The organism is Haloarcula salina, assembly GCF_049603855.1.
In the GTDB taxonomy this organism is placed as follows: domain Archaea; phylum Halobacteriota; class Halobacteria; order Halobacteriales; family Haloarculaceae; genus Haloarcula; species Haloarcula salina_A.
The window spans coordinates 2,192,343-2,215,682 of the sequence record NZ_CP187146.1 but is presented as its reverse complement, the minus strand read 5'-3'; the positions used below and the strand labels follow the sequence as shown (position 1 = coordinate 2,215,682).

The following is a 23,340-nucleotide window of genomic DNA, read 5'->3' as shown; positions in this document are numbered from 1 at the left end:
ATGGCTGCATTCACATACGCTCCGGCGATCGTCTTGCTGCCGTTCGTATCGTTCCTCGTGGCGCTGTTCGCCGGCGACCGCATGCCGAAAGGCGGCGCACTCGCCGGGATCACCGCGACGGGCGGATCGCTCCTGCTGTCGATCTGGGTCGCGCTGACCGTCGCCGGCGGCGAGACGCACAACCAGTTCATCTACACGTGGGTCGCGGGCGTCGAGTCGCTGCAGCTCCGCTTCGGACTGCTGCTCGACCCGCTGTCGGCGCTCATGCTGCTGATCGTCTGTCTGATCTCCTTCCTCGTGCACATCTTCTCGCTCGGATACATGAACGACGAGGGCGAGACCGGACTGGCGCGCTACTACGCCGGCCTCGGCCTGTTCACGGCGAGCATGCTCGGGTTCGTCGTCGCCAACAACCTCCTGATGGCGTTCATGTTCTTCGAGCTGGTGGGCCTGTGTTCGTACCTGCTCATCGGCTTCTGGTTCCGCGAGGAGGGGCCGCCGAGCGCCGCGAAGAAGGCGTTCCTCGTCACCCGCTTCGGTGACTACTTCTTCCTCATCGGCGTCGTCGGTATCTTCGCCACCTTCGGCACGGGCCTGTTCGCGCCCGTCACGCAGGGCGGCGAAGTCGTCGCCGAGAGCTTCCCGGTGCTGGCCGAACACGCCGTCGTGGACGGCGAGACGGAAGCCATCGGGATGCTCGACACCGTCGGCATGAGCGCGCAGGCCTGGTTCACGGTTCTCGGCCTGCTCGTGCTGGGCGGCGTCATCGGGAAGTCCGCGCAGTTCCCGCTCCACACCTGGCTCCCCGACGCGATGGAAGGTCCGACGCCCGTTTCCGCGCTCATCCACGCAGCGACGATGGTCGCGGCCGGCGTCTACCTCGTCGCGCGCATGTACGGCTTCTACGCCATCTCCCCGACGGCGCTCGCGGTCATCGCGCTCGTCGGCGGCTTCACGGCCCTGTTCGCGGCGACGATGGGGCTCGTGAAACAGGAGATCAAGCAGGTCCTCGCGTACTCCACCATCTCCCAGTACGGCTACATGATGCTCGCGCTGGGCTCCGGTGGCTACATCGCCGCTGTCTTCCACCTGACCACCCACGCCGTGTTCAAGGCGCTCCTGTTCCTCGGCGCGGGGTCGGTCATCATCGCCATGCACCACAACGAGAACATGTGGGACATGGGCGGTCTGAAAGAGCGCATGCCGGTGACCTACTGGACGTTCCTCTCCGGGTCGCTCGCGCTCGCCGGCATCGTTCCGTTCGCCGGCTTCTGGTCCAAGGACGAAGTGCTCTACGAGGCGCTCATCCACGGCTTCGGGACCGAGGGCGGTCTCGGCACGGCGTACCTCGTCGCGTACGCGATGGGGCTGCTCGCCGTGTTCTTCACCGGCTTCTACACGTTCCGGATGGTCTACCTGACCTTCCACGGGAACGCCCGCAGCGACACGGCGCGGGACCCCGAACCGGTTCGCTGGAACGTCAAGGGCCCGCTGTCGGTCCTCGGGTTCCTCGCCGCGACGATCGGGTTCATCAACATGAAGCCCGTCGCGGAGCTGACCGGCGCGCACATCGACTTCCTACACACGTGGCTCCTCGGTCCAGAGGAGGGGGGCTGGCCCGCGGCACTCAACACGGGACTGCACCGCTACGAGGTGCTCCTCCACGACGTGGCGCACGTCACGGCCGGCTACCCGCTCGGCGAGACGCCGACGCTACTCGCCTCCGCGGGAATCTCGCTGGGCCTCGCGCTCGCCGGCGTGCTCGCGGCACGAAGCCTCTACGCCGGTCCCGACCCGGTCGAGCACACGGACAAACTCGGCGGTCTGAAGACGGTACTCATGCACAACTACTACCAGGACGAGTATCAGGTGTGGCTCGCGACGGGTGTCACCTACCCGGTCGCGCGTGCGATGGACAAGTTTGATCAGGGCGTCGTCGACGGCGTCGTCAACGGCGTCTCCAGCGTGAGCCTGTTCGGCGGAAGCCGCATCCGCCGGATCCAGTCGGGCCTCGTCAGCAACTACGCGATGTTGCTGACGCTCGGGCTCGTGCTGTTGCTCGCGTTCTTCGGCGTCGTCGGGGGGTGGTTCTGAATGTGGATCGCCGCACTCCTCGCCATCACGCTCCTCGGCGCGGGCGTCGTCTTCCTGGCCCCGAACCGGTACGCCGGGAGGCTCGCGGCCGGAATCAGCGCCGTGCCTGCCCTCATCAGCGTCTACATGTACTGGGTGTACCTCACGCAGTACGGCGGTACGGGCAACGCCCTGCTCTCGCCGGGTGACATCGCCTTCAGCCAGCAGGTCCCGTGGCTCTCGCTGGGCGGGCTCGAAGTGTCGTACTACGTCGGGCTCGACGGCGTCAGCATGCCGCTGCTCGCGCTGACGACCATCCTGACCACGCTCGCGCTGGTCTCCGCCTGGACACCCATCGACGAGCGCCAGTCCCAGTTCTACGGGCTGATGCTCCTGATGGAGGTGAGCCTCATCGGCGTCTTCTCGGCGCTCGATTTCTTCCTCTGGTTCGTCTTCTGGGAGGGCGTGCTCATCCCGATGTACCTGCTCATCGGCGTCTGGGGCGGCCCGCGACGGAAGTACGCCGCGATCAAGTTCTTCGTGTACACGAACGTGGCGTCGCTGATCATGTTCGCCGGCCTGTTCGCGCTGGTGTTCGCCACTGACCTCACCTCGCTGGCCCTGCCTGCGATGGCCGAGGCGTTCCGCACCGCGAGCGGCCTGCCCACCGTCGCCGGGATCAACCTCATGACGCTCTCGTTCGTCATGATGTTCTTCGGCTTCGCGGTGAAGGTGCCAGTCTTCCCGCTGCACACGTGGCTCCCCGACGCACACGTCGAGGCCCCGACGCCGGTGTCGGTCATGCTGGCCGGGGTCCTCCTGAAGATGGGGACCTACGCCCTGCTGCGGTTCAACTTCACGATGCTCGCCGACACGGCCCGCCAGCTCGCGGTGCCGCTGGCCATCGTCGGCGTCGTCAGCGTCATCTACGGCGCGATGCTCGCGCTCGCACAGCGCGACCTCAAACGTATCGTCGCGTACTCCTCCATCTCGTCGATGGGGTACGTCATCCTCGGACTGGTCGCGTTCACGCCCCACGGGATGGGCGGAGCGACCTTCCAGATGATCTCTCACGGCCTCATCTCGGGGCTGATGTTCATGTCCGTCGGCGTTATCTACAACACGACGCACACGCGCATGGTCGGCGACATGTCCGGCCTCGCGGACCGGATGCCCTGGACGGTCGGCATCTTCGTCGCCGCCGCCTTCGGCTACATGGGCCTGCCGCTGATGAGCGGCTTCGCGGCCGAGTACCTCGTCTTCCTCGGCTCGTTCGACGCCGCGACGCTCGGTGGCGCGGCACCGGTGCTGACCGCACTCGCGATGTTCGGCATCGTCGTCGTGGCCGGCTACCTGCTGTGGGCGATGCAGCGAACACTCTTCGGACCGTTCGCCATCGAGACGGACTACGACGTGGGTCCGGCCGCGTTCCACGACGTGGCTCCGCTCGCGGTGTTGCTCCTGCTGGTCATCGCCCTCGGCGTCGCTCCCGACCTCTCGTATGACATGATACAGCACTCGATTTCCCCGGTTCTCGACCTCGGAGGTGGTGCATAGATGGCGCAGTTACCGAGCTGGATGGGACTCGCGCCCGCGCTCGCGCTCGGACTGGCCTCGCTGGTCCTGCTGCTGTCTGACTCCATCGACCCGGACACGACGAACACGCCGGTGCTCGCCGGCATCTCCGTCGTCGGCTCGCTGGCTGCGCTGGTCTCGGCTGTAGCGTTCATCGTCGGTGGCACGGGCGTCCCGACGAGCGAGGGCGGCCAGGGGACGCCGGTCCTGTTCGGCGGCCAGCTGGTCGTCGACCAGATGGCTCTGTTCTTCATGACCATCGTCGCCAGCGTGACGGCGCTGGTCGTGCTCGCGAGCTACGACTACGTCTCCGAGCACAGCTACCAGGCCGAGTTCTTCGCGCTGGTGCTGCTGTCGGCGACCGGGATGAGCCTCCTGAGCGCGGCCAACAGCCTCGCGACGGCGTTCGTCGCCCTCGAACTGGTGTCGCTGCCATCCTACGCGCTCGTCGCGTTCCTCAAGCGAAACCGGGGCAGCGTGGAGGCCGGCCTGAAGTACTTCCTCATCGGCGCGGTGTCCTCGGCAGTGCTGGCCTACGGCATCTCGCTGGTGTACGCCGCGACCGGCGTCCTCCGGTTCGACGGCGTCGCGACGGCCATCTCCAGTGGAACCATCCAGACCATCGTCGATGGGTCGGTTCAGGCCCAGTCCGGCGAGCCCGCGGTCCCGATGTCCATCCTGGGCGTCGGCATCCTGATGGTCATCGGCGGCGTGGCGTTCAAGACCGCCGCCGTGCCGTTCCACTTCTGGGCACCGGAGGCCTACGAGGGCGCGCCCGCGCCCATCTCGGGCTTCCTCTCGTCGGCGTCGAAGGCCGCCGGCTTCGTGCTGGCGTTCCGCGTCTTCGCCGTTGCCTTCCCGATCGGCGACCTGCTCGCCACCGGCGGGGCGATCAACTGGGTCGTGGCGTTCCAGATCCTCGCCATCGCGACGATGTTCATCGGGAACTTCGCCGCGGCCACCCAGGAGAAGGTCAAGCGGATGCTGGCCTACTCCAGCGTCGGTCACGCCGGCTACGTGCTCATCGGTCTCGCCGCGGTGTCGGCGTCCGGTGAGGGGCTGAGCTTCAGTATCAGTGCCGGGATGTCCCACCTGCTGGTCTACGGCTTCATGAACACGGGCGCGTTCCTGTTCATCGCGCTGGCCGAGTACTGGGGCGTCGGCCGCCGCTTCGAGGACTACAACGGCCTCGGCCGACAGGCACCGGTCGCCTGCGCGGCGATGACGGTGTTCCTGTTCAGCCTCGCCGGCCTGCCCATCGGCGGCGGGTTCTTCTCGAAGTTCTACCTGTTCCAGGCGACGCTCAACGTCGGCGCGTGGTCGCTGGCCGCCGCGCTCATCATCAACAGCGCGCTGAGCCTGTTCTACTACTCCCGCGTCGTCAAGGCGATGTGGATCGAGGAGCCGACCGGCGAGCGCTCCATCGACTCGTACCCGATGGGGCTGTACACGGCCGTCGTCGGGGCGGCGATCGTGACGTTCCTGCTCGTCCCCGGCTTCAACCAGGTCTCGGAGATTGCCTTCCAGGCCGCACAGTTGCTGTAGACGACTGATTTCCGGCCTTCGATTCCGTCTGTTCTCGACTGAGCTATCCGATTAGCGCGACTCGTAGACCAGCACGCCGCCGGTCTCGCGCTGCTCGACGCGGCCGTCGGCTTCGAGGACGTCCAGGTGGCCGACGGCCTCGCTCAGTCCGGCGAAGTACTCGGTCGCCGGCAGGTCGCCGAACAGCGCCGTCATCACGTCGACGGGCGTCGTCGCCCCGCCAGCGACGATGTCAGCGACCTCCTCGGTTCGCTGGTCGTGTTCGTCGAGGATGGCGTCGATGCGCTCGCGCGGGGACTCGACGGGCTCGCGGTGACCGGTGAGAAAGCGGTCGTGGCCCTGCTCGCGGAGCCATCGCAGGGAATCGTTGAACGCCGGGAGCACGCGGGGGCGCTCCCCACCCCGTTCCGGCGGGGCCTGGAGAAACGGATTCGGGGTGATGTCGCCGAGGACGTTGTCGCCGACGAGCGCTACCCGCCGCCCTGCGTCCTCGTAGGTGAAGATCAGTTCGCCGGCGGCGTGGCCCTCGACGCTGTCGACGGTGAGCGCTCGGTCGTCGACCGTCACCGTGTCACCGGCCGTCAGTTCGCGGTCGGTATCGACGCTCTGGGCGTAGGCCAGAAACGCCTCCGGGAGCTGCGTGACCGTCGCGGCAGTCTCGGCGGAAGTCCCACAGCGCTCGAAGAAGTCGACGAAGTACGACTGCTCGGCGTCGAGTTGCGCCCCGAAGTCTGCCATGATGCGCGCGGCCGGCGGGCTGGCGAGGATGCGCGCGCCCTCACTAGCGAAGCGCTTCGCCAGTCCGAAGTGGTCCGGGTGCGGGTGCGTGACTACGATCTGTTCGATGTCGGCGGGCGCGAGTTCACGGGCCTCGAGCGCCTCGATCAGTCGTGACCACGCCTCCTCGCTGTCTGGCCCGGGATCGACGATCGTTCGACCCGCGACGTACGCGTTGACCGGACCAACCTGGAAGGGTGTGGGTATCGACACCCGCGTGAACATGTCTCTCCGTACTGCCCGCCCGCTGAAAACAGTTCACCCCGATACGAGCGCTTGCGGACGACTCGGTACCATCTGCAGGCCGACTTGGAGATGGATGTCATGCACCTGAGTATTATTCGTCGGGCACAAGAGATATATTCGTCCTTCCCGTAGGGACAGATATGAACAAACACTTCGAAGACGCCCGGTACTACCTGAAGCGCGCAGGCGAGACGGCCACGAAAGGCGTCCGAGAGGAGCTAGAGCCCGTCGAGGACCGGTTCCGCGAACTCACCGGCAAGGAAGAGGAACCGGAACCCAGCCGTCTCGACGCAGTGAAGGCCGACCTGAAGGAACTGCAGGGGAAGGCGGAAGGCGAGGCCGAGCAGGCGATCGCCGACGCCCGCGAGAAGATCGGGGCGTACCGGCAGAAAGAAGAGGCCGAGGCGTAGTCGGAAAGCAATTCTTAAGGCATCCCCTCGAATAGCCACAGGTGAGCGGGTTGGTGATCTAGTCCGGTTATGATACCTCCTTCACACGGAGGAAGCCGGCGGTTCGAATCCGCCCCAACCCACTTCTGCGACGAACGGACGTGAGGAGCGCAGTGGTTACGACGGATTCGAAGCAGAGCAGTCGAGCGCAACGGAGTGAGCACGTCTGCGCGCGGTTCGAATCCGCCCCAACCCATTCGATTCTGTGACGAGCGAAGGCGAGGAGCGAAGTGTAACGAAGGATTCGGACCCTGAAAGGCGAGCGTAGCGAGTCTTTCTCCGGTGAGAATCCGGCCCAATCCAGTCAGTTTTGCCCCGAGGTACCTGCCGGCCCTATCACTCTGATCGGGTCACTCGTCGTGTGTGCCCAGCGAGGCACCGCAGTCGGGACACTCACCGTCGGTGATCGTCACCTGTGCGTCACAGGTAGGGCAGTAGTCGCGATAGCAGGCGGGATCGCCCATACGAACACTGTCGGGCGCGATCGACGTGAACGTTTCTCACCGGAGAGACGCTCGCGCACCACCGGGCATTGCTATCAGCATAGTACTGTCGCGGGCACTTCACTATCTGTATAGTAGCAATGGGCTTCCGTCCATTACGACTGTACTGTTGTATGCGCGACACCGCCGATCAGGGGTCGACGACCGAAACTGCCCGCCCGCCCGACGACACTACCCACGGACCCGCGCCGCTCTCGCAGGAACGGGATGCGTCAGCGGAGCGCAGTCGTGAGCCGGAGCCGCTCGGCGTGGAATTCTGTCTCAGTCACGCCGGACTGGTCCTGACCGATGCCATTGCGTCCGGCAGTGACGTAACCGTCTCGCTGGAACAACAGGTCGCAGACGCTGAATCGACACTGCTGGTGGTCGCCGTTGAGAGCGACGATTTCGAGGGATTCGAGACGGCACTCGACGCGGACGCGACTGTTACTGACCCGGCCGTACTGGACTCCAGTCCAGGCAGGCGGCTCTATCGCGTCGAGGTAACTGACGAGGCAGAGCGGATCACACCGTCGCTTGTCCGATCAGGTGGTCGCATCCTCGAGATGCACACCGTCGACGGACAGTGGCAGGTCTGCGCGCAGTTCGTCTCGCGGACGGCACTCTCGGAGTTCCGGACCGTCTGTACCGAGCGGAACGTCACCTTCAGACTCGACCGCCTGTACCGAACGGGCGACGGGTCGAACGCTGGCGTGTGTGGCCTGACCGCCGACCAACAGACGGCGCTCGAAACCGCACACCGTGAGGGGTACTTCGACGTTCCACGCGGGATTTCACAGGCCGAGCTCGCGGACGAGCTCGAGGTCTCGCCGTCGGCGGTGTCACAGCGGATCCGCCGCGGGCTGGATCAGGTTCTCGGGTCGGAACTCGACGTGCCCACGGAGTAAGCGGTCGAAGGAAGGACTCGGTACCGGCAGTGACCAGAGTGTAGAGATAAGTCGTGGTTACTTCACCTATCAACTGATTAACCACACGACTACCGGCGTTGATAGGTAATGCCGGTACCCGTCCGATCGGCGATACTGTGCCAAAAAGGATATTATTCCGCTCTGACAGTCATATTGTATGGGTTACAGAATCGTCAGTGGACTATGCACGTTTCTCCTCTTGGTCGCAGTCGCCTCTCTCTCAGTCGGTGTCGTCGCAGCCGATGACGCAGCTCCGCAAGTTGAGAACGCGACTGTCGTCACGAACGAGAGCGGACCCGCGATAGCGACGGTCCAGTCGACACAGGCCGTCGATCGCGGACCGAACGAAACTGTCTTCGTCTGGGAACGGATCGACGGCGAGCGCGCCAGCAGCTATCGGATCGCGACGAGCGTCGAATCAACGGGTGCGAACGCGTCGGTCTGTCTGCGCGCGAACGGATCGACCTCGTGTGCCCCCGTTGGCCACGACGGACACGTGAACCTCTCGACGCCGGGCACTGACGGCCTCTCCTCGCTCACTGTTTCTCTCTCTAATGCGAGTTCGAACGCGACGCTCGACACCGAGACGCTCTCGATTCAGGCGATCGAGCGGACCGGCGACCTGGACGCCGATGGCCTCAACAACAGCAACGAAATCGAGCAGGGGACGAACCTCACCACCGCCGACAGCGACGGCGACGGGTTGTCTGACGGTGCGGAGTTCCACCAGTACGGGACCGACCCGTCCATCGCCGACACCGACGAGGATGGTCTGCTCGACGCCGCCGAGATACAGGCCGGCTCCGACCCGACGCTGGCGGACACCGATCGGGACGGACTGGTCGACGAGCGCGAACTCGCAGTGGGAACGAACCCGACGGCGGTCGACACCGACGGTGACGGCCTGACCGACCAGCGGGAGGTCTCGGGGAAGACCGACCCGACGGTCGCCGACACGGACGGTGACGGCGTGCTGGACGGGACTGAACTCAAGATCGGAACCAACCCGGCGCAGGCTGACAGCGACGGGGACGGTATCGCCGACGGTCGCGAGCGGTCGCTCGGGACGAACCCGACGGTCATGGATACCGACGGTGACGGCCTCAACGACGGCGAGGAACTCCGTATCGGGACCAAACCGACGGTCGCAGACTCGGACGGTGACGGCCTCGCCGACGGCCGCGAACTGGAGGTCGGAACGTCGCCGCTGACGGTCGACACCGACAGCGACGGCCTCGCTGACGGTACCGAAGTCTCGACGACCGGAACCTCACCGCTCGCTTCGGACTCCGACGGCGACTTCCTCAGCGATCAACAGGAGGTCACCTGGGGGACCGACCCGAACAGCGCGCTCACGCCCGCGTGGGTCACGTCCGCGTTCCTCGGGTTCGTCATCGGGATGGGGCTGTCGGTCGCTGCGATCAGGCGCGGCTGGCTCACCGATCTCTCCGCGTCGCTCAGGCTGTTCGTCTACCGATCGCTCGAATTCGACAGGGAAATCATCGAAGTCAACCGGGAGATCGAAGCCGGCGACGAACAGGGTGAGGCCCCGGACGAACCGATGGCCGACGCGGACTCTGCGAGTGACGTGTTCGAGCGTGCCGACACGGAACTCGTCCCCGACGAACGACTCGTCACGTTGATGTTGAAAGCCGAGAGCGGCCGAATGCACCAGAGCGACATCGTCGCGGCCACGGACTGGTCGAAGGCGAAGGTCAGTCGCCTGCTGTCGAGCATGGCCGACGCCGACGACGTCGTGAAGATCCGCCTCGGACGTGAGAACCTCATCTGTCTGGAGCGGGCCAAGCCCGCTGCCGCGACGGCCACCCACGCTGGGAAACCGACGGACGGAAGGCCGCCCACGCCGGGCGGATAGCTCTCCGTCACGTGATCCGGGCCAGCCCGGGCGATAGTGACATCTTTATTCCGCACCCGTCGCTCGCGCCGATTGCACTCGCTCGCACGCCCCTCGCCCGAACGGGCCGATTCCGCCCTCGCGCTCCGCACTTCCCTCCAGAATCCGACGAATAGCGCGAATACACACGTTTCAGGCCAATATGGGGCCGAATATGGAATTTCAAATATAGTAGCTTGACTAACGTGTGTCTGACGAATCTGGCCGAAACAGTTCGATATCCTAGACAATCTTCCGCAGAAACGCAGAAACGGTTGTCGATTTGTCTCGAAACGATCGGCCGAGTCGAACCACAGGCTAATACGTCGAAAATTGGGATCTGTGCGGTCCTACGCCCCGTTCTCTCGTGGTGAACTGACGGTAAACCGTTCGTTATCCCCCCGATAAAACGGTGAAACAGTCGCAACCGGCGGAACAGTCGGCCCGGTATATGTCGGGTGGGTAGCAAAGGGTGAGACGAACATGTCGATAGCTGAGACGACTACAGAACCCTCCGCAACTGGTTCCGACGACGAGCCCGAGACAGACGAGGAACTCACGCGCGACGACATCTTCCACGTCCTCCAGTGTCGTCGTCGCCGCCTCGTACTCAAGTACCTGCACGAGTACTCCGGTGACGAACCGGCTGATATGAGCGACATCGCCGAACATATCGCCGCGCTGGAGCACGACACCACGGTCGACGCGCTCAGGTCGAAACAGCGTCAACGCGTGTACATCGCGCTGTACCAGTCCCACCTCCCGAAGATGGACGACGCGGGCGTGGTCGACTACAACCAGGACCGCGGACTGGTCGAACCGACGCCGCTCGCGAGCGCGTTCGACAGGTACCTCGAACAGGAGCCCCAGCTCCTGTCGACACCCGCCGACGAGACGGCGACTCAGGCGGCGACCGAAACCCGAGACCGGGACACGGTGTCGAGCGAGCGACGAGATGCCGACGCGTCGACGCGGTATCTCGGAGCGGCGGGAGTCGCGATCGCCGCGACGGGGCTGGCGCTCGGGAGCCTCTTCGTTCCGGCACTCTCCGGTGTCGGGCTCGCGCTCCTGACCAGCGTGCTGTTCCTCGGGATCGGACTGGGGCACTGGCTGTCGACTGCCTCGGACCGTCCCACGGCCGACCTCGTCTCGTCGGCGGTCGGGCGTGTGAAGTGAGCCCCGCGTAGAACACGACAGAGCGAACGACGTGACGACCGGACGACACCTAACCGTATGACACCAGTTATCGGACTCGCAAGCGTCGGTGAGGTCGAGGAGCAGACGGTCACGCCTGCTCACTCGGGAATCGACGACGACACGGCGTTCGATATCCTGGGGAACGAACGGCGTCGTGCCTGTCTCAACTATCTCGCCGGTCACGACGGTAGTCTACCGGTCAGTGACCTGGGTCGAGCGGTGGCGCGTGAGGTGGCCGATCCGGGAACCGACGAGGACGACCTCTACGACAGCGTCTACATTTCGCTCTGCCAGAGCCACCTCCCACGGCTCGATTCGGTCGACCTCGTCGAGTACGACCCCGATGAGAAACTGGTCGAGACCGGTCCCTCGTTCGACGACATCGACCACCTCCTCGACGATCCAGACCGCGAGTCCGACCCCGGCCGGCCCGCCGTCGGTCCGTTAACCGTGGCGTGCGTGGCGACGGTCGGCGTTCTCCCCGCCCTGATGGTCAGCCCCCCGGCTCTCAGCACCGTGTTACTGGTCGGACTCGTCGCCGTCAATCTCGTCGGCCTCGGCCTCGAATACGGATCGGTCCGCGAGTGATTCGTCCTCGACGAATCACGCGGACGGTAGACGGTTGGTACTCGCTGATCGACGAGAGCCGTCCGCGGCGACGTCCAGTGGTTTTCACACCGATCCGGCCGGGCGCGAGAACGCGTTCGCGCGCACCGAGAAGTCGGCGTATACCGCAATTCGCGGCTGCGTAAAGGTACGTATAGTCAAACGGTATTGTATCGAAGGGACGGGCATGACCGATTACGCCAGTATGCGGCGAGCGATCGAGGAGACCAAGGAGTCGTTCGACGCCGTCGAACGGTTCTATCGCCAGTCGCCGCTCTACTCCTGGATCGACACGCCGCTCCCAGACGAGTCGTAGGTCCGATCGAGCGCCGATTTCCGACGAGCGACGCGCCCCGGCAGGATAGAAATACACTTCACCGGCCGGCCGGAAGCCGTCTGACATGAACCAGTCGGAGGGGCGACAGTGTACGTCGTGATCGTCGGCGCGGGCGAAGTGGGGTCCAGTATCGCCCGAAGCCTCGCCGACAACCACGAAGTCGCGGTCATCGACATCGACGGCGAGCGGGTCGAGAGCCTGATGTACGACGCCGACATCCTCGGCATCGAGGGCGACGGGGCGGATCTCGATACGCTCGCCGAGGCCGGTATCGAAAAGGCCGACGTGCTCATCGCCAGCACCGACGACGACGAGACGAACATCGTCACCTGCGGCACGGCTATGACGATCGCCGACGCGTTCACCATCTCCCGGGTCAAGAGCGCGAAGTTCCTGCGGACCTGGCAGCAGTCGCGACGGGCCTTCGGCGTCGATCACATGGTGGCGACGAACCTGCTCACCGCCGAGAACATCGCGCGCGTCATCGGACTCCCCGGCGCACGCGACGTGGAGACGTTCGTCAACGGCATGGTCCAGATGGCGGAGTTCGAGATCCAGGGGTCGAGTCCCATCGCCGACCAGACGGTCGCCGAGGCCGACCGCTACGAGTCGCTGACGTTCGCCGCCGTGTTGCGAGACGACGACGTGATTATTCCGCGCGGGGAGACGGTGATTCGGGCGGGCGACGACATCGTCGTCATCGGGAGTCCCGAGAGTGTCCGGACGTTCGCGGCCGCGATCGCGCCGGACTCGAACGCGACCCAGAACGTCGTGGTCATCGGCGGGAGCGACGTGGGCTATCACACCGCCTCGCTGCTCCAGGACCGCGGGATCAAGCCGCGCCTCGTCGAACACGACCACGACCGAGCCCGCGAACTCGCCGAAGAACTCGAGGGGACGACGGTCCTCGAGAGCGACGCGACGGACCGCGAGTTCTTAGAGCGCGAGCACGTCGCCGACGCCGACGCGGTCGTCGCGGCGCTCGATAGCGACGAGAAGAACCTCCTGGTGGCGCTGCTCGCCAAACGGCTCGGGGCCCAGCGAACCGTCTCGGTCGTGAACGCCGGTGAGTACGTCGGCCTGTTCGAAGCCGTCGGGGTCGATGTGGCCGTCAACCCGCGCGAGGCCACCGCCGAGGAGATCACGCGGTTCACGCGCGAGTACGACGCCGAGAAGGTCGCCATCATCGAGTCCGACCGCGCCGAGGTACTCGAAATCGAGGTCACCGAGGAGAGCGTCCTGGCCGGCCGCCCGATCCGCGAGTCGATTCAGGAGTTCCCGGCCGGCGTCGTCGTCGGCGCGATCAGCCGCGGCGGCGAACTGGTCATCCCGCGCGGAGATACGGTCGTCCAGCCCGACGACCACGTCGTCGTCTTCGTCGACGCCGAGTGCCTGGACACCGTAAGCGATATGCTCTGAGCGCGCCCCGTCGCTGCCGACCACGCCGGCACGGAACGGGAGATTTTTCGCGCTCGGCGCGTCACGGTCGTCCAATGGGTGACCCGCCGTGTCGGTCCGCGTAGCCTGGCAGCAGAGCGTCGCATTCACTGGAACGATACTGAAGTACCTCGCCGCGACGATGCTCGTCCCGCTCGGGATCAGCCTCGTCTACGGGGACGACACCGCCGTCTTCCTGGCGTCGATCGCGATCACCGTCGCGATCGGGTTCGGGCTCGAACGCCTGGACGACGATCCGCAACTCGGCCCGCGTGAGGGGCTGCTGCTCGTCGCGCTCTCGTGGGGCGCGGTCGCGCTGGTCGGCGCGATTCCGTACGTCCTCGCCGGCTACGGAACGGAGTCGGCGCTGGGCGATCCGGTCAACGCTCTCTTCGAGTCGATGTCGGGGTTCACGACCACCGGCGCGACCGCGACCGACGAGATATCCTTCGAACGGCACTCTCACGCCCTGCTGATGTGGCGGCAGCTGAGCCAGTGGCTCGGTGGCATGGGGATCATCGTGCTGATGGTCGCGATCCTCCCGGAAGCCGCCGTCAACGGGGCGCAGTTGATCGAGTCGGAGGCCCCCGGCCCGGAACTCCAGAAGCTGACGCCGAAGATCGCCGAGACGGCCCGCCTGCTCTGGCTGTTCTACATCGGCTTCACGGTGCTGTACGTGGTTTTGCTGCTCGCGCTCCACGCGGTCGGCGCGGCCCCGAACATGGGCGTGTACAACGCGGTCGCACACGGCTTCACGACGCTCCCGACGGGTGGGTTCTCGCCGGAGGCCGAGAGCATGGCCGCGTTCTCACCGGCCGTCCAGTGGCTCGCCATCCCGTTCATGCTCGTCGCCGGGACCAACTTCGCGCTGTTTTACTTCATGCTCCGGGACGACTACCTCTCGTTTTTCAGAGACCGTGAGTTCCAGGCGTATCTCGGGGCCAACGCGGGCTTCGCGGTACTCCTGTGGGGGCTGCTCTTTACCGGTGCCGCGCCGCCGCTTGAACTCGGCGGCGTCACGCAGGGCGCGCTCGAAAACTCCCTCCGGCAGGCCACGTTCCAGATCGCGTCACTGGTGAACTCGACGGGCTTTGCCACCAGCAACTTCGCACAGTGGGACGCAACCTCGCGGGCGGTGTTGCTGTTCGCGATGTTCGTCGGCGGCTCCGCCGGGTCGACCGGCGGCGGGATCAAGGTCGTCCGCTGGCTCGTCGTCTTCAAGAGCCTCCGCCGACAGCTGTTCACGACGGCCCACCCCGACGCCGTCCGGCCCGTCCGCCTCGGCGGGCAGGTCATCGACGAGGGGGTCATCAGCGCGATCTACGGCTTCACGCTGCTGTATCTGCTCGTCCTGGGGACGTCGTCGATACTGCTCATGCTCGATGCGACACGCGTCGGTCTCGAACTGACGGTTCTGGAATCGGTCAGCGCGGGCCTGGCGACGCTCGGGAACATCGGCCCCGGCTTCGGATTCCTGGGGCCCTTTGGCAGCTACGTGGAATTCCCGACCACCAGCAAGCTCCTGATGATCTTCCTGATGTGGCTCGGTCGACTGGAGATCATCCCCGTGTTCGTCATCTTCACCGGTCCGTTCTGGAAGGAGTGAGCGTCGCGCCAGCCCCACCCCAGCGGATATAGCGGTTCGGCGCGTACGTTCTGCATGACCAGTACAGTGGCCTCACGCGTCACGGTCTCCGTCGCCCCCGCCGAGGGCGACGACCCGTGGGAACACGTCGACACCGAGTGGCTTCTGGGTGAACTCCGAAAGGACACCTACGAGACGTATCTCAAACGCGCTCACGATGGGCGTGTCGCCGTCGGCGAGGAGTGGGACGAGTTCGTCAACTGCGGCTGTGCGACGCCACAGGACGTGCTCCTGCGCGTCGAGCGCGTCGAGGGCGGGGACGCAATCGGCGAGGAGACGACGCTGACCATCGAAGTCCGCGAGGCCGAGACCGCCCGGTCGGTCCCGTCTGCCTCCGAGTGACGCGAGCGGCGCGCCGTTTTTCGCCCGTCGACATCCCGGTCCGGTATCGGGAGATATTGGGACAAGGGAAAGGCTGATACATACCACCGGCAACAGTTCGGACCATGCCACGCGAATCGTATCAGGAGCGACTCGAAACGCTCCGCGAAGACGTACTCTACATGTCCGAGGTCGTACTCGAACGGCTCCGGCTCGGACTCGACGCCATCGAGCAGAAAGACGATGAGATGGCCCGAGAAGTCATCGAGGGCGACCACGAGATCAATCAGCTGTATCTCGACCTCGAACAGGACTGCATCGACCTGCTGGCGCTGCAACAGCCCGTCGCCTCCGACCTGCGGTTCATCGCCGCCTCGTTCAAGATCATCACCGACTTAGAGCGGATGGGCGACCTCGCAACGAACCTCGGCGAGTACTCGATGGAGGCCGAACGCGACGTGTTCCCCGAGGTCGACATCCAGGAGGTCGCCGACGTGACGCTGGAGATGGTCGAGTCCGCGATGGACGCCTACGCCGAGGAGGACCCCGAGCAGTGCTACGCCATCGCCGACATCGACGACGAGGTCGACGAGCGCTGTGAGCGCGCCTCCGAGACCGTCGTGCGCGACCTCATCGAGCGCGAGATCGACGCCGACTCCAGCGAGCAGGAGATCGAACAGCTGATGGCCGACGTCTCGCGGCTGCTGCTGACGATTCGCGACATCGAGCGGGTCGGCGACCACGCCGTCAACATCGCCGCCCGCACGCTGTACATGGTCGAGAACGACGACGACCTCATCTACTAGTACCTTTTTCCGCCTCGGGTATCCTCGGCCGCCGGCGGCGGCCTGCGGGTACCGCTCGGCGCAAAAATCTACGCTAAAAAGGCCGGAATCTCGGCCTCCGGCCTCGATTCAGGTGAAACGGCTCGCTGCGCTCGCCGTATGCCTCTGTGACCGCACAGCACCTACTCGGGCGTTTCCAGCAGGGCTGGCGAATCCGCACCGACTTCCTTACGCAGGCTCGACCGTGTCGTCGCCCGCGAGGCCGTCGTCGGTGATGCGGAACTGGACGGTGTCGCCGGCGGGCTTGGCGCGGTGCTTCTCGAGCGTGGCGCGGCGGTTGCCGCCGCGGAAGCGGTCGAGGCGGAGAATCGCGCCCGACCAGTGGTTGAGGGTGTGGCCGCCCAGCGCCGTCGAGCGGTCGCTGTCGGGATCGGTGAACACCTGATTCGTGAAGAGGACGGCCACGTCGTGCTTGCGGGCCAAAGATAGCAGGTGCGTGATCTGGCGGGCCACGTCGCGGAGCGTCTCGCCGCCGTCCTCGTCGTCGCGTCGGAGCCGATAGAAGCCGGTCGCGCTGTCGAGCACGATGAGTTCGACCTCGGCGGCGAACTCGGCGGCGTCCTGGACGGCCTCGGCCTGCTCGTCGAAGTCCAGCGCGTCGGTGACGATGAGCCGGCCGGCGAGGTCGTCGACCGTCTGGGCCGTCCCGCGTGCCCGACCGCGCGCGACCTGCTCCATGCGGTCCGCCGAGAGCCCTTCGGTGTCGATGTACAGGGCCGCGTCGCCAGCGGCGGCGACCTCCATCACCGCCGACAGCGCGAAGTTGGTCTTCCCGGCCGCCGGCGGCCCGTACACCTGCGTCACCGCGCCGCGTTCGAGCCCACCACCCAGCAGGCCGTCGATCGCGTCGCACCCGGTCGGGACGTACTCGCTCACGACCGAGCGTTAGTCAGGTTCAGATAAAAACGCTGGCACTCTCACGCGTCGTCCAGCCGCTCGGCCAGCGTCCACTCGACGAGCGACACGTCGTCGATGTCGGCCGTGGCGAACCGGAGGTCGGCCCCCCACTCGCGGGTGAGCACGAGCGCCTCGGAGTCGAGGTCGTACCCCGAGAGATCGTCCCAGGCGTAGAAGCGACGTGCCCCCGGATGGCGGACTTCGAGGCCCGCGTCGGTGGCGACTGCCGTCCGGGTCCCGCCCGTGGTGATGAGGACGAACCCCGACGGGAACAGCACCTGGCCGGTGTACTGCAACAGCGAAGACTCCAGAATCGCGCCGACGGCGAAGCCGACGGTGGCGACGCCGGCGAGCGTCCCGCCGTTGCGCAATCGCCGTCGCTGCTCGCGCTCGGGCCAACTGGCGGTCCAGCGGGCGAGCGCAGAGCGCCCGGCCGTGGCCGCGACGGCGTATCGCGTGTGGGACATGACGGCGATGGCGATGCCGAACACGGACGCGAGGAGGCCACACGCGACTGCGACGAGGCCGACGGGCCCGACCGCGCCGGTCTGTGCGAACCCGGCGACCGCGTAGCCGACTGCGAGCGCGATGAACACCCATCGCTTGCGGGTCGCACCGAGAGCGACCGCCAGCGACGGCCGGGGCCGGAGCCACCACGCGGTAGCGAGCGCGACCGTGACGAGCGAGCCGACGAGCGTCACAGCTAGCGCCAGGGCACTCTGCGAGACGGTCCACGCGACGAGCAGCACCACCGGCGGCGTCGCCAGTAGCCCGAGATACCCCCCACAGACCGCCCCGAACCGCGGGTCCTCCTCCCGGCACGTGCCGGCGGCTTGTGCCGAATGCATCACCGTCCGTTCTCCCACTTGTTACTAAAAAGTCCATTATTTCTAAGAGGTATCTATAGCAGTGTGATAATGGTTCTATCCAACTCCATCTGGTAACTATCCGGATGGTCCCGCGACGGTATCGCCGCGGGGCCCACACCTGTAAGTACGCGGGCCGCGAAATCGAGACGTGATCGTCGTCGCCACCGAGGACTTCGAGGTCTACCACGGCGTGGTCACCGAACTCCGGGACCGCGGGGTGTCCTTTACCACCATCGAACCGGGGGACGAGTGGCCCGAGGGGACCCGGGTGGCGATTGTCGCGGACGGCGACGCCATCGAGGTCCCCGACGGCGTCGAGGTGGTCAGGGCCGACCCGAACCGGCCCCGTCGGGCCGTCGAGTCGGCGCTCTCGACGCTCCGGGGCGGCGACGGGCGGACCGTCATCGGTATCGACCCCGGGGAGCGCCCCGGCGTCGCCGTCCTGCACGGGGAGACGGTCGTCGCCGCGTTCCAGGTGCCGGCGGCCGAGGCCAGCGACATCGTTCGCCAGGAGGTCGAGGACGCGGTCGACCCGGTCGTCCGCGTCGGCGACGGCGCTCGGCTCGTCGGCGCGCGCATCATCGACGACATCCAGAGCGTCCCGGTGGAACTGGTCGACGAGACTGGAACGACCCCCTATCTTGGCACGGGGGCGCGCGGGATGGGAGACGTGCTGGCCGCGGTCAACATCGCCCGCCTCGACGGCGAGGAGATCGAGAGCCGGACCATCGAGCCGACGGCGGGCGAACTGACCCGCATCAAGGACCGCTCGCGGGAGGCCAGCGACACGAACCGCGCCATCAGCGAGGCGCTCGCCCGACGCGTCGCTGCGGGAGAACTGACCGTCGAGGAAGCGCTCGCGGAACACGGCGGCGATGTTGTCGACGATGAGACCGAAACCGACGACGAGAACCCCAGCGACGACGCTTGATTACTCCCGGACCATCCGCTCGGCTCGCTGGCTGACCTCCCTGACGGAGAGGCCGGTCGCCTCGGCGACGGCCGCCGCGTCGTCGTACTCGGCGCTCACGTCGAACACCGAGCCGTCGCCGTCGCTCGCGACCTTGACCGTCACCTCGAAGGTCTCGTCGCCGACAGCGAGCGCTACGGTTTCGAACTCGCGGTCGGCGACCCAGCGGTGGCCCGCGCCGTGTTCTCTGACTCCGAGGGTGCCGGTCACCTCGGCGAGTCGTCGGGCGACGCGCTCTGCGTCCTCGGGCTTGCAGATGACCTTCACGATGTGGCCGGGCCGGGACTTCTTCATCGTCGCCGGGACGACGGACACGTCCCGCGCGCCGACCTCCCCGAGCGAGCGCTGGAGGTCGCCCAGCACCTCGGGGGACACGTCGTCGACGTTCGTCTCCAGTACGGTGATGTCGTCTCGGCGCAGGCGACCTGCAGTCTCGCCGACCGTCGCCCGGAGAACGTTCGGCCGGTCGTCGAAGTTCCAGCCGCCAGCGCCGTAGCCCGACGCGTCGATGCGGAGCGGCGGGAGGGAATCCACGCCCTCGGCGACGTGCGCGAGGATGGCCGCGCCGGTGGGCGTGAGCAATTCCGCGTCCATGGGGCCGCCGCGGAGCGACCAGTCGGCCCGCTCGGCGATCTCGACGACGGCCGGCGTCGGCACGGGATAGGTCCCGTGGCTCATCTCGACGGTCCCGCCGCCGGTCGCGAGCGGCGTCGTCACCACCCGTTCGACGCCGAGGTCGTCTAGCAGCAGGCAGGCTCCGACCACGTCGGCGATGGCGTCGTCGGCCCCGACCTCGTGGAAGTGCGTGCCCTCGAGGTCCGTCCCGTGGACCGACGCCTCGGCCGACCCCAGGATCTCGAAGATAGCGAGTGCGTCGTCCGCGACCCCGCCCGGCAGAGGTAGCCCCTCGACGATGTCGATGACTTCCTCGTACGTCCGGCTGGGACCGTGGCCCTCCGCTGGCGTGCGGTCGGAGTGATCGTGTGCGTGGTCGTGGTCGCCGTCGTGTTGATGGTCGTGACCCTCGTCGTCGCCGTGCGTATGGGAATCCTCGGTACTGTCGTCGTGGTCGTGGTGGCCACTCCCGTCGTCGTCGGCGAGCAACACGTCGACGCGCGTGGCGGACACGCCGCAGCGGTCGACCTCGGAGACGGCGTACTCCACGTCGAGCGCCTCTTCGACCGGTGACAGGGCGTCGCGGTCGGCACCGGCCGCGAGCAGCGCGCCGAGCAGCATATCGCCCGCCGCGCCCGTCCGGCCGTCGAATGCGAGTGTTCGCATAGTCGGGGCCTCGCGCCCCGCGAGTAAAAGCCCACTCAGTTCCGGCGGACGATGTGGATGTCGTAGCCGTCGCCGTCGGTGAGGTCCTCGATGGGGACGACGATGTTCTCGCTGTCGTCGCTTCCGAGGAAGACGACGCCCGCATCCACGTCGCGGGCGGTCTGCCGGATCGTCGCCGACAGTTCGCTCGTGGAGTGGGCGCTCACGTCGTCGTAGCGGAGTTCGGCGTCGTCGGTCGCCTCCTCGATCTTGCGCCGGAGGTCGCTGGCCGCGGTCTCGGCGGCGAAGTCCTCGGCCGGGTCCACGCGGCGGCGGCGTTCGGCGTAGTCGTCGCCGGTCGGAATAAAGGCGACAGCGACCACGTCCTCGCCGAGCGCGTCGGCGTAGACGACAGCGCGGTCGAGTGCGGCGTCTGCGAGCGGCGATCCGTCGAAGGGAACGAGAAAGACCATATCAGCGCTATCGGGTCCAGCCTTATGAAACGAGGCGATTCCGGCGGTCGGTGCAGTGCGATGTGGTGACGCGAACCCTGACCTGTCGGCCCCGAAGAACCGCGCCGACCGCGTTCGATCACCCCGTGGTCCCGCTGTTCGCCACGGATTCTGACACCATGCTATTAGGTAACATATAAATCCGTCGCCGGGCGTCTTGCCCGCCGGTAGCATAAAGCATATCTCCGGGGCTACCCCAGTTCATTATAAGCTGACTCTACTATGAACGAAGTTCAATTGGAAGTGGCGAAGGCGTACCCCAACGACTCGGGGCGCGGCATCGCCCGACTCGACCCCGATACGCTGCTTCACCTCAAGCTCTCTCCCGGCGACATCATCGAGATCGAGGGCAGCGACACGACGGCGGCGAAGGTCTGGCGCGCCGACCGCCAGGACTGGAACACGGACACCGTCCGTATCGACGGGTTCACGCGCCAGAACGCCGACGTGGGGATCGGCGAGCGCGTCACCATCCGCAAGGCCGAGGCCGAGAAGGCGGACAAGCTCGTCCTCGCGCCGCCGGAGGAGGCGTCGGTCCAGTTCGGCTCCGACGCCGCCGGCATGGTCAAACGCCAGATCCTCAAGCGGCCGGTCGTCGAGCGCGACATCGTCCCCGTGATGTCCTCGACGAACCACCCGTTCATGCGCTCGCCCGGTCAGGCGATCCCGCTCATCGCCGTCGAGACCGACCCCGAGGGCGTCTGTCTCATCACCGAGGACACGGAAGTCGAACTCCGCGAGGAGCCCATCTCCGGCTTCGAGAAGACCGGCGGCGGAATTACGTACGAGGACATCGGCGGCCTCCAGAACGAGATCCAGCGGGTCCGCGAGATGGTCGAGCTGCCGATGAAACACCCCCAGATCTTCAAGAAGCTCGGCATCGAGCCGCCACAGGGGGTCCTGCTCCACGGCCCGCCGGGGACGGGGAAGACCCTGCTCGCGAAGGCCGTCGCCAACGAGACCTCCGCCAGTTTCTTCTCTATCGCCGGGCCGGAGATCATCTCGAAGTACTACGGGGAGTCCGAACAGCAGTTGCGCGAGATCTTCGAGGACGCCAGCGAGGAGGCTCCGTCGATCATCTTCATCGACGAACTGGACTCCATCGCGCCAAAGCGCGAGGACGTGACCGGCGAGGTCGAACGGCGCGTCGTCGCCCAACTGCTGACGATGATGGACGGCCTCGAATCGCGGGGCCAGGTCATCGTCATCGCCGCCACCAACCGCGTCGACTCGGTTGACCCGGCGCTTCGCCGCCCCGGCCGCTTCGACCGCGAGATCGAGATCGGCGTCCCGGACGAGGTGGGCCGCGAGGAGATCCTCCAGATCCACACCCGCGGCATGCCGCTGTCCGACGACGTGAACCTCGCGAAGCTGGCGACCGACACGCACGGCTTCGTCGGCGCCGACATCGAGAGCCTCACCAAGGAGGCCGCGATGAAGGCCCTACGCCGCTACCTCCCCGAGATCGATCTCGACGAGGAGGACATCCCGCCGAGCCTCATCGACCGGATGATCATCAAACGGGACGACTTCAAGGGCGCGCTCAACGAGGTGAGTCCATCGGCGATGCGGGAGGTGCTGGTCGAACTCCCGAAGGTGTCCTGGGACAGCGTCGGCGGCCTGACCGAGGCCAAAGAGCAGGTCCAGGAGGCCGTCGAGTGGCCGATGAACAGCCCGGAGAAGTTCGAGCGGATGGGGGTGACGCCGCCCTCGGGCGTGCTGCTGTACGGCCCGCCCGGCACGGGGAAGACGCTGATGGCGAAAGCCGTCGCCAACGAGACGGACGCGAACTTCATCTCGGTGCGCGGCCCGCAACTGCTCAGCAAGTGGGTCGGCGAGAGCGAGAAGGCCATCCGCCAGACCTTCCGGAAGGCCCGGCAGGTCGCGCCGACGGTCATCTTCTTCGACGAGCTCGACTCGCTCGCGCCGGGCCGCGGCGGCGAGATGGGGTCGAACGTCTCCGAGCGCGTCGTCAACCAGCTGTTGACCGAACTGGACGGGCTCGAAGAGATGGAGGACGTGATGGTCATCGGCGCGACGAACCGGCCGGACATGATCGACCCGGCGCTCATCCGCTCGGGGCGCTTCGACCGCCTGGTCATGATCGGCGAGCCGGACGTCGACGGCCGCGAGCAGATCCTGAAGATTCACACCGACGACACGCCGCTGTCGCCCGACGTGAGCCTGCGCGAACTGGCCGAGGTCAGCGAGGGCTTCGTCGGCTCCGACCTGGAGTCCATCGCCCGCGAGGCCGCCATCGAGGCGCTCCGCGAGGCCGACGACGCCGAGGAGGTCGAGATGCGCCACTTCCGACAGGCCATCGACAGCGTCCGCCCGACCATCACCGACGACATCCGCGAGTACTACGAGCAGATGGAAGAGGAGTTCAAGGGCGGCTCCAGCCCGCAGCGCCAGGCCGGCACCGGCGGCCGCATCGGCTTCCAGTAACGACCGCGTCCCGTTTTCGTCACCGT

At 66.4% G+C, this 23,340-nt stretch carries 20 protein-coding genes and 1 tRNA gene; 16 read left to right on the top strand and 5 right to left on the bottom strand.

Features of this window, described 5'->3' with window-relative positions; genetic code table 11:
- Genes nuoL through ACOZ4I_RS11310 form a run of 3 tightly spaced genes read left to right on the top strand, consistent with a single transcriptional unit; the run spans position 1 to position 5,193 of the window.
- A complete protein-coding gene (gene nuoL / locus ACOZ4I_RS11320; protein WP_423999575.1) occupies positions 1 to 2,094 on the top strand; it encodes an NADH-quinone oxidoreductase subunit L in 2,094 nt (697 codons plus the stop codon).
- Entirely contained in the window at positions 2,095 to 3,630 is a 1,536-nt protein-coding gene (locus tag ACOZ4I_RS11315; protein ID WP_423999573.1) for a complex I subunit 4 family protein, read from the top strand.
- Positions 3,631 to 5,193 (top strand): NADH-quinone oxidoreductase subunit N, encoded by a 1,563-nt coding sequence (locus tag ACOZ4I_RS11310; RefSeq protein ID WP_423999571.1) that lies wholly within the window; start codon positions 3,631 to 3,633, stop codon positions 5,191 to 5,193.
- A 51-nt stretch (positions 5,194 to 5,244) separates the two neighbouring features.
- Here ACOZ4I_RS11310 and ACOZ4I_RS11305 read toward each other — a convergent pair whose 3' ends face one another.
- Positions 5,245 to 6,195: an MBL fold metallo-hydrolase gene (locus tag ACOZ4I_RS11305; protein ID WP_423999569.1), complete on the bottom strand. Its 951-nt coding sequence runs from the start codon at positions 6,193 to 6,195 to the stop codon at positions 5,245 to 5,247.
- 161 nt (positions 6,196 to 6,356) lie between these two features.
- Here ACOZ4I_RS11305 and ACOZ4I_RS11300 point away from each other — a divergent pair, with 161 nt between their 5' ends.
- From ACOZ4I_RS11300 to phoU, 11 genes are all read left to right on the top strand, one after another.
- Positions 6,357 to 6,626 carry a DUF7553 family protein gene (locus ACOZ4I_RS11300; protein WP_423999567.1) on the top strand — a complete coding sequence of 90 codons (270 nt, stop codon included), beginning with the start codon at positions 6,357 to 6,359 and terminating at the stop codon, positions 6,624 to 6,626.
- Between the two features lie 47 nt (positions 6,627 to 6,673).
- Positions 6,674 to 6,748, top strand: a tRNA-Val gene (locus ACOZ4I_RS11295).
- A gap of 533 nt (positions 6,749 to 7,281) precedes the next feature.
- Complete coding sequence (locus ACOZ4I_RS11290) at positions 7,282 to 8,055, top strand: helix-turn-helix domain-containing protein (RefSeq protein WP_423999565.1); 774 nt, start codon at positions 7,282 to 7,284, stop codon at positions 8,053 to 8,055.
- A gap of 178 nt (positions 8,056 to 8,233) precedes the next feature.
- The gene (locus ACOZ4I_RS11285) at positions 8,234 to 9,952 is read left to right on the top strand and encodes a DUF7343 domain-containing protein (protein ID WP_423999563.1); all 1,719 of its coding nucleotides are present in this window, start codon (positions 8,234 to 8,236) and stop codon (positions 9,950 to 9,952) included.
- Between the two features lie 501 nt (positions 9,953 to 10,453).
- Complete coding sequence (locus ACOZ4I_RS11280; protein WP_423999561.1) at positions 10,454 to 11,146, top strand: DUF7344 domain-containing protein; 693 nt, start codon at positions 10,454 to 10,456, stop codon at positions 11,144 to 11,146.
- A gap of 57 nt (positions 11,147 to 11,203) precedes the next feature.
- Complete coding sequence (locus ACOZ4I_RS11275; protein WP_423999559.1) at positions 11,204 to 11,755, top strand: DUF7344 domain-containing protein; 552 nt, start codon at positions 11,204 to 11,206, stop codon at positions 11,753 to 11,755.
- A 205-nt stretch (positions 11,756 to 11,960) separates the two neighbouring features.
- Positions 11,961 to 12,089, top strand: coding sequence for a hypothetical protein (locus ACOZ4I_RS11270; protein WP_423999557.1), 129 nt, complete (start codon positions 11,961 to 11,963; stop codon positions 12,087 to 12,089).
- Between the two features lie 108 nt (positions 12,090 to 12,197).
- Entirely contained in the window at positions 12,198 to 13,529 is a 1,332-nt protein-coding gene (gene trkA / locus ACOZ4I_RS11265) for a Trk system potassium transporter TrkA (protein ID WP_423999555.1), read from the top strand.
- Between the two features lie 88 nt (positions 13,530 to 13,617).
- Positions 13,618 to 15,153: a TrkH family potassium uptake protein gene (locus ACOZ4I_RS11260; protein WP_423999553.1), complete on the top strand. Its 1,536-nt coding sequence runs from the start codon at positions 13,618 to 13,620 to the stop codon at positions 15,151 to 15,153.
- Positions 15,154 to 15,207: 54 nt separating this feature from the next.
- A complete protein-coding gene (locus tag ACOZ4I_RS11255) occupies positions 15,208 to 15,534 on the top strand; it encodes a hypothetical protein (RefSeq protein ID WP_423999551.1) in 327 nt (108 codons plus the stop codon).
- 104 nt (positions 15,535 to 15,638) lie between these two features.
- Positions 15,639 to 16,319 carry a phosphate signaling complex protein PhoU gene (gene phoU, locus ACOZ4I_RS11250; RefSeq protein ID WP_423999549.1) on the top strand — a complete coding sequence of 227 codons (681 nt, stop codon included), beginning with the start codon at positions 15,639 to 15,641 and terminating at the stop codon, positions 16,317 to 16,319.
- Positions 16,320 to 16,526: 207 nt separating this feature from the next.
- On the opposite strand, the gene radB is transcribed toward phoU, so the two are convergent.
- Together radB and ACOZ4I_RS11240 are read right to left on the bottom strand one after the other, a co-directional pair.
- Entirely contained in the window at positions 16,527 to 17,234 is a 708-nt protein-coding gene (gene radB, locus ACOZ4I_RS11245; protein ID WP_423999546.1) for a DNA repair and recombination protein RadB, read from the bottom strand.
- A gap of 41 nt (positions 17,235 to 17,275) precedes the next feature.
- Entirely contained in the window at positions 17,276 to 18,103 is an 828-nt protein-coding gene (locus ACOZ4I_RS11240) for a hypothetical protein (protein ID WP_423999544.1), read from the bottom strand.
- Between the two features lie 169 nt (positions 18,104 to 18,272).
- Here ACOZ4I_RS11240 and ACOZ4I_RS11235 point away from each other — a divergent pair, with 169 nt between their 5' ends.
- The gene (locus ACOZ4I_RS11235) at positions 18,273 to 19,055 is read left to right on the top strand and encodes a hypothetical protein (protein ID WP_423999542.1); all 783 of its coding nucleotides are present in this window, start codon (positions 18,273 to 18,275) and stop codon (positions 19,053 to 19,055) included.
- On the opposite strand, the gene larC is transcribed toward ACOZ4I_RS11235, so the two are convergent.
- The gene (gene larC, locus ACOZ4I_RS11230) at positions 19,056 to 20,375 is read right to left on the bottom strand and encodes a nickel pincer cofactor biosynthesis protein LarC (protein ID WP_423999540.1); all 1,320 of its coding nucleotides are present in this window, start codon (positions 20,373 to 20,375) and stop codon (positions 19,056 to 19,058) included.
- 35 nt (positions 20,376 to 20,410) lie between these two features.
- Positions 20,411 to 20,827, bottom strand: a complete 417-nt coding sequence (locus ACOZ4I_RS11225) for a universal stress protein (RefSeq protein ID WP_423999538.1) — start codon at positions 20,825 to 20,827, stop codon at positions 20,411 to 20,413.
- Positions 20,828 to 21,088: 261 nt separating this feature from the next.
- Here ACOZ4I_RS11225 and ACOZ4I_RS11220 point away from each other — a divergent pair, with 261 nt between their 5' ends.
- Positions 21,089 to 23,314: a CDC48 family AAA ATPase gene (locus ACOZ4I_RS11220; protein ID WP_162412924.1), complete on the top strand. Its 2,226-nt coding sequence runs from the start codon at positions 21,089 to 21,091 to the stop codon at positions 23,312 to 23,314.
- The last annotated feature ends 26 nt before the right edge of the window (positions 23,315 to 23,340 follow it).

Excerpts from the sequence above, each read along its gene's own strand:
- nuoL (WP_423999575.1), top strand. The coding sequence starts at position 1 with ATGGCTGCATTCACATACGCTCCGGCGATCGTCTTGCTGCCGTTCGTA.
- ACOZ4I_RS11315 (WP_423999573.1), top strand. The coding sequence starts at position 2,095 with ATGTGGATCGCCGCACTCCTCGCCATCACGCTCCTCGGCGCGGGCGTC.
- ACOZ4I_RS11310 (WP_423999571.1), top strand. The coding sequence starts at position 3,631 with ATGGCGCAGTTACCGAGCTGGATGGGACTCGCGCCCGCGCTCGCGCTC.
- ACOZ4I_RS11305 (WP_423999569.1), bottom strand. The coding sequence starts at position 6,195 with ATGTTCACGCGGGTGTCGATACCCACACCCTTCCAGGTTGGTCCGGTC.
- ACOZ4I_RS11300 (WP_423999567.1), top strand. The coding sequence starts at position 6,357 with ATGAACAAACACTTCGAAGACGCCCGGTACTACCTGAAGCGCGCAGGC.
- ACOZ4I_RS11290 (WP_423999565.1), top strand. The coding sequence starts at position 7,282 with ATGCGCGACACCGCCGATCAGGGGTCGACGACCGAAACTGCCCGCCCG.
- ACOZ4I_RS11285 (WP_423999563.1), top strand. The coding sequence starts at position 8,234 with ATGGGTTACAGAATCGTCAGTGGACTATGCACGTTTCTCCTCTTGGTC.
- ACOZ4I_RS11280 (WP_423999561.1), top strand. The coding sequence starts at position 10,454 with ATGTCGATAGCTGAGACGACTACAGAACCCTCCGCAACTGGTTCCGAC.
- ACOZ4I_RS11275 (WP_423999559.1), top strand. The coding sequence starts at position 11,204 with ATGACACCAGTTATCGGACTCGCAAGCGTCGGTGAGGTCGAGGAGCAG.
- ACOZ4I_RS11270 (WP_423999557.1), top strand. The coding sequence starts at position 11,961 with ATGACCGATTACGCCAGTATGCGGCGAGCGATCGAGGAGACCAAGGAG.
- ACOZ4I_RS11255 (WP_423999551.1), top strand. The coding sequence starts at position 15,208 with ATGACCAGTACAGTGGCCTCACGCGTCACGGTCTCCGTCGCCCCCGCC.
- phoU (WP_423999549.1), top strand. The coding sequence starts at position 15,639 with ATGCCACGCGAATCGTATCAGGAGCGACTCGAAACGCTCCGCGAAGAC.
- ACOZ4I_RS11240 (WP_423999544.1), bottom strand. The coding sequence starts at position 18,103 with ATGCATTCGGCACAAGCCGCCGGCACGTGCCGGGAGGAGGACCCGCGG.
- larC (WP_423999540.1), bottom strand. The coding sequence starts at position 20,375 with ATGCGAACACTCGCATTCGACGGCCGGACGGGCGCGGCGGGCGATATG.
- ACOZ4I_RS11225 (WP_423999538.1), bottom strand. The coding sequence starts at position 20,827 with ATGGTCTTTCTCGTTCCCTTCGACGGATCGCCGCTCGCAGACGCCGCA.
- ACOZ4I_RS11220 (WP_162412924.1), top strand. The coding sequence starts at position 21,089 with ATGAACGAAGTTCAATTGGAAGTGGCGAAGGCGTACCCCAACGACTCG.